This window comes from Thiomicrospira sp., from assembly GCF_014859555.1.
Taxonomy (GTDB): Bacteria; Pseudomonadota; Gammaproteobacteria; order Thiomicrospirales; family Thiomicrospiraceae; genus Thiomicrospira.
The window spans coordinates 1-3,860 of sequence record NZ_JACUTY010000093.1; the positions used below are offsets into that span (position 1 = coordinate 1).

The following is a 3,860-nucleotide window of genomic DNA, read 5'->3' on the forward strand; positions in this document are numbered from 1 at the left end:
CGAATGCGTTTGATGATGTATTGATTTGGTTGTCCAGCCTGGAAATCAAACACGCCGCCGGGTTGCTCTCTGGGTCAAGCGAATACACCAATGGTGACAACAGTGACCCTACAGATCAAACACTTCCAGACAATTATGCTGGCTTTCCAACTGCACCAACTGAAACAGAGTTAAACGACCCAAATCAATTCACTCAGATTGACGGAACGGATGCCGATCAAACATCTGGAATTAATGATGGCAAGACAGAAGCCAGTGTGGATGACAATATCTATATTACTGGTGATGCGACTCAAGACCTTAATCTCGCCAATGGTAATGACACCATATACATTAAAGGCGACTTGGACTCTAAACTATCACGTAACCAGCAAACCAAAAAAGTCTATATTGAGGGCAAAATAACAGATAGAGGTGAAATTAACCTCATAGGAAACCAAGAGAATTACGTTCAGGTTTTTCAGAGTAATGAAGGCAAAATTTATATAGATGGCAATGGTGACAACCAAGTCATAATTTATGGTGACTTAGCCTTAGGCTCAACAATCCAAATGTTGCAAGGAAGCACTAACAGCTTGTACATTGGCGGCAACGTCCAAGGAAACACCGGACTGAGAGCCAGTGTAACAGGAACAATCTATTTAAATAAAACCGCTACTGAACTTGGCACGGACTTAAACCGAACGCTTGATCGCTTAGATGCAACAACAATTCTATGTAGAGCGTCAACTGGTTCAAGTTCATTTATTGCCTGTAACTAATGCAAAACCGAAATCGCTAGCATCGCAACCACCCCAACGCTGATCACATAAAATAACATCGGCATTAGGGTGTAGCGGATGATCTGGCCTTCTTTGCCGACCAGGTTCACCACCGAGGCGGCGGCGACTACATTGACCACACAAATCATATTACCCGCATTCGCGCCCAGCATTTGCAGCGCCAAAATCCAATGGGTCGGCAAGCCGGTGGCCAGCGCGGTGGATTCTTGGAATTGGGCAAACATCATATTCGAAAAGGTAGCGGAACCAGCGATAAAACTCCCCAGCGCACCGACAAACGGGGCGGCTAATAGCCAATTACCTTCAAAGGTGCTCGCCTCTAAGGCCGCTAACTCCATCGGCATTGACAGAAACCCCGCCTCATTCACCCCAGAGTTTAAGAAAATCCGCACCATCGGCACTGACGCACCCAACGCAATAATGGTCGGCCACATCACCTTGGCTGAACGCCCCCAAGCCAGGCCGGCTTGTTTCAGCGGCACTTTATGCAATGCCAAGGTGATCAAAGCGACCAGCATAAATAACGCACCAGGCAAATAAAACGGCACCAAGGTCGCCGTAATTTCGGTCGCTAAAATGCTATTAAACTCTAAACTCACACTGGTGAGCCAGGCTTTAAACGGTAAAAAATACAACCGACTCAACACCAACACCACTGCGACCAGAACATAAGGCAGCCAGGCCTGGTATAAAGATAAACCATGATGTTGTTTCGGTTCAACCGCGAGACAGGATAAAGCGGGCGATTTTTCGCAGCCCTGAATTTTCACCAGGCCTGGCACTAGTGTCCGGAATAAAATAAAGAAGGGTTGACAAAAAAGCCGTCGTTCCTAGGATAGAGGTATTTCCGACAAAAGAAAGACTTCAAAAAGGAGACGACGGCTGTGTTTAACTCTACTCGATTCGCGCAATTTTTAAAACCCATTCGCACCACATTTAATTCCTTAGTCACCCAATACCAAACCGATAAACACGCCAAAGGTTTTAGCACATGGAATCAATTGGTGGCGATGATGTATGCCCAACTCAGTGGTGCCAAGTCATTACGTCAGTTGGTAGAAGGCTTTAACGCACAAGCGCACCATCACTATCACCTCGGTGTTCATGCGCTTAAACGCAGCACCTTATCGGAAGCCAATGCCAAACGTTCTGCCGATGTCTATCTTGCCTTATGCCAGCAATTGATGGGTCAGGTGAATCGACGGTTACGTAAAGAGCTCGACAGCTTCACCTACTTGATTGACTCAAGCCCCATTCAATTGCTTGGCCAAGGTTATGATTGGGCGTTACGCGGCTCACGCATCAAAGGCTTTAAATTGCACATGCAATTGGAACTATCCAACCAAGTGCCGGTATGTTTTGAGTTGACCGATGCGAATGTGCAAGACATTAACTAAGCGCGTATCTGGGCATTAGAACCGGGATCAACCTATGTCATGGATAGAGGGTATATCGATTATGCTTGGTGGAAACAACTGAGTGAACAGCAAATCAAGCTGGTGAGTCGGTTACAAAAGAGCGCAGTATTCAATGTTGTTCAATCCTATCTGTTAGATCCACAAGATCCGCACATTCTCCAAGATCAATGTATTGAGTTCACAGGAACCGGTCAGAAAAAGCGACTCGCTCAATTCCAAATGCGCCGAGTTGTCGTCAAGCGTGAAGATAACAAAGGTCATTTAGAACTGGTGACTAACGACTTTACACGCTCACCGCAAGCGATTGCACAGTTGTATAAACAGCGTTGGCAGATTGAGCTGTTCTTCAAATGGGTTAAGCAGCACTTAAAAATCAAACGCTTTATTGGTCACAACCCGAATGCGGTTCGTATTCAAGTTTTATCGGCCTTGATTGTGTATCTGCTCATCAAAATCGAGCAGATGGCACACCATCAAATTGAACCGATGAGGCTCACGCTGTGGCGACTCACACATAGCTTGTTCGAGAGGCCGAACCAAATAAGTGACTACTATAGGCGAAAAAAACAGCGAGAATTGTATGAAAAACAACAACTCTCACTGTTATAAGGACTCGCAATGATAATGAATTATGGGCTTACAAAATTATTCCGGACACTAGTGCCAGGCCTGGTGGTTGTTCATTTAACGCATTAGCGGAAAATTCTGAGTGATCGGTTTTAAATAACCACACCTCTTTCGGCGTTAAAAACCCTTTTTTAGCGGCAATGACCGTCATCACCAGGCCGGCTAATCCTCCCAAAATAGCCGGAAACTCCGGTCCTAAGGTTTTCGCCACCAATAAGGCTGGAATCGTAAAAGAAAACCCGCCGAGCAAGGCGAACTTCCATGCACCCAAGCCTTCGCGCCAACTTTTATTTTCGCCAAAAAACCGCGTCAAAATCAGCACCATAATCAGCGGCAAAAAACTCGCGACAAATAAATCAATCGTACTAGCCGTAACCGCGATTTGCATAATCTCATCATAGGTTGGATCAACTAGCCCTTGGCCGATACCGACAATTACCGGCGTACCGACCGCGCCATAAGACACCGCCGCACTATCGGCAATCAACGCCAACACCACCGCGGCCATCGCCGGAAAACCGAGCGCTAATAATAAAGGTGCAACAATCGCCGCCGGGGTGCCAAAACCACTCGCCCCCTCTAAAAAGGCGACAAACAACCAGCCCACGATCACGGTTTGCACTCGGCGGTCGGGTGAAATCTGGGTAAAACCGGCGCGAATCACTTCGATCGCGCCACTGACTTTTAGGGTGTTGAGCAACACAATCGCGCCAAATACAATAATCAAGATCGAAGCCGAAATCACCCAACCTTCTAATATTGAAGCCGCAATTTGAATCCCTGGCACTTGCCAAGCCCACCAAGCTAAGCCCACCACCAACACCAAACTCAAACCCATCGCGCGGCTAGCTGGCATGCGCATAACAACCAAAAATAACAGCACGGCTAACACCGGCATGGCCGCCGTCAACACTTGTAGAAATGTCATAGATTTCCTGAAAATTTTAATTTTTCTGATTACGCGGTTTCAAGTTATAACAGTTCGCTTTTTATGCCGTTTAAGTGCTTAAATTACAGTCTGTATGTGGTAGAC

3 protein-coding genes and 1 pseudogene are annotated in these 3,860 nt (G+C 46.5%); 2 read left to right on the forward strand and 2 right to left on the reverse strand.

Annotation, left to right across the window (positions count from 1 at the left end):
* The coding region (locus tag IBX48_RS09940) for a hypothetical protein (RefSeq protein WP_296834031.1) at positions 1–761 on the forward strand (761 nt) is incomplete at its 5' end.
* Here IBX48_RS09940 and IBX48_RS09945 read toward each other — a convergent pair.
* Positions 758–1,564 (reverse strand): L-lactate permease, encoded by an 807-nt coding sequence (locus tag IBX48_RS09945; protein WP_296834034.1) that lies wholly within the window; start codon positions 1,562–1,564, stop codon positions 758–760. The genes IBX48_RS09940 and IBX48_RS09945 overlap by 4 nt on opposite strands.
* A 102-nt stretch (positions 1,565–1,666) precedes the next feature.
* Between IBX48_RS09945 and IBX48_RS10645 the strand changes: the two are divergent.
* Positions 1,667–2,809: pseudogene (locus IBX48_RS10645) on the forward strand (IS4 family transposase).
* A 28-nt stretch (positions 2,810–2,837) separates the two neighbouring features.
* Here the strand turns inward: IBX48_RS10645 and IBX48_RS09960 are convergent.
* Entirely contained in the window at positions 2,838–3,755 is a 918-nt protein-coding gene (locus IBX48_RS09960) for an L-lactate permease (protein WP_296834039.1), read from the reverse strand.
* Positions 3,756–3,860: the final 105 nt, after the last annotated feature.